At 62.7% G+C, this 1,370-nt stretch carries 2 protein-coding genes and 1 pseudogene; all 3 read left to right on the plus strand.

What is annotated here, in order from left to right; genetic code table 11:
• Positions 1–315, plus strand: a 315-nt coding sequence (locus A2I95_RS38245; protein ID WP_291737629.1) for a PfkB family carbohydrate kinase, incomplete at its 5' end; no start/stop codon positions are given.
• Positions 316–483 carry a hypothetical protein gene (locus A2I95_RS38250; RefSeq protein ID WP_291737630.1) on the plus strand — a complete coding sequence of 56 codons (168 nt, stop codon included), beginning with the start codon at positions 316–318 and terminating at the stop codon, positions 481–483.
• 4 nt (positions 484–487) lie between these two features.
• Positions 488–1,370, plus strand: a pseudogene (locus A2I95_RS38255) (glucose-6-phosphate dehydrogenase); the annotation flags it as partial.

The following is a 1,370-nucleotide window of genomic DNA, read 5'->3' on the forward strand; positions in this document are numbered from 1 at the left end:
TCCATCCTGCTGGAACGGGGACCGTCGGTGATGATCCTGACCCGCGGCGGCGAAGGTGCAACCGGCTATCTTGCGAACGGCGGCGAAGTACGCGTGCCTGCTGTTCGGGCCAAATTATCCGACACCGTCGGGGCCGGCGACACCTTCAATGCGGGCGTCCTTGCAAAACTGTCCGAGCTTGGCCGGCTGACGAAACCGGAGCTGGCTGCTTTGCCGCCTAACGTTCTGCAGCAGGCAATGGAGCATGGTGCGAAAGTGGCGGCGATTACCGTGTCGCGCGCCGGCGCCAACCCGCCCTGGGCCGGAGAGCTGTAAATGCACACTTTCTTGTCCTCTTTTCCGCTCAAGAATGTTGGCGCTACCGGCGAGGTTTCAATTTATGAACCCGCAGCAAAGCCGTCAGGAGAAAACGCCATGACCATCCAGTTCGCCGCCATTGGCCGCAAGCCGCGGGCCGGGGCGCCCTTCAAGCGGGTGGGCTAAGCTGATGGTGTCCCGTGTCATCCCCGTCGATGCTTTTGACTTGGTCCTGTTCGGTGCCACAGGCGATCTTGCACGCCGCAAAATCCTGCCTGGCCTCTTCCACCGGTTTGCGGTGGGGCAGATGCCGGAGGGGGCACGCAACATCGGCACTGCCCGCTCAGCGATGAACCGGGCGGAGTTCACCGAGGCGGTGCATGCCAGCCTGCTGGAATTTGCGCCGCAGGCGGCCAAACGGTCAGCACTGCTGGAAAAGTTCCTGGCCAGCCTGGAGTACGTTCGTGTCGATGCCGGAGGCGAGGACGGTTGGGACACTCTGGCGCAGGCGATCAGGCCGGATGTGGTACAGGCATTCTACCTCTCCGTCTCGCCAGCGCTGTTCGGCCCATCGCAGCCAATCTGAAAAGCCGGGGCATCGCATCGGCGAACAGCCGGGTTGTGGTGGAAAAGCCCTTCGGTCACGATCTGGCGTCGGCGCGGGATTTGAATGCAGATCTGCGCTGCAACTTCGACGAGCATCAGATCTACCGGATCGACCACTATCTGGGCAAAGAAACCGTGCAGAACCTGATGGCGCTGCGCTTTGCCAACGCCCTGTGGGAGCCTTTGTGGAACTCCACCCATGTGGACCATGTGCAAATCACCGTGGCCGAAAGCCTCGGCGTCGAGGGGCGCGGAGAATATTACGACCGCTCCGGTGCGATGCGGGACATGGTGCAGAACCACCTGATGCAGCTCTTGTGCCTGACTGCGATGGAGCCGCCGTCGCGCTTTACCTCCGACGCGGTGCGCGATGAGAAGGTCAAGGTGATCGAGGCGCTGGAACCGGTGGCGCCATCGGACATCGTGCGCGGTCAGTACCGGGCCCAAGGCAGCGCGGGCTGCTACTG

The organism is Leisingera sp. F5 (assembly GCF_001593695.1).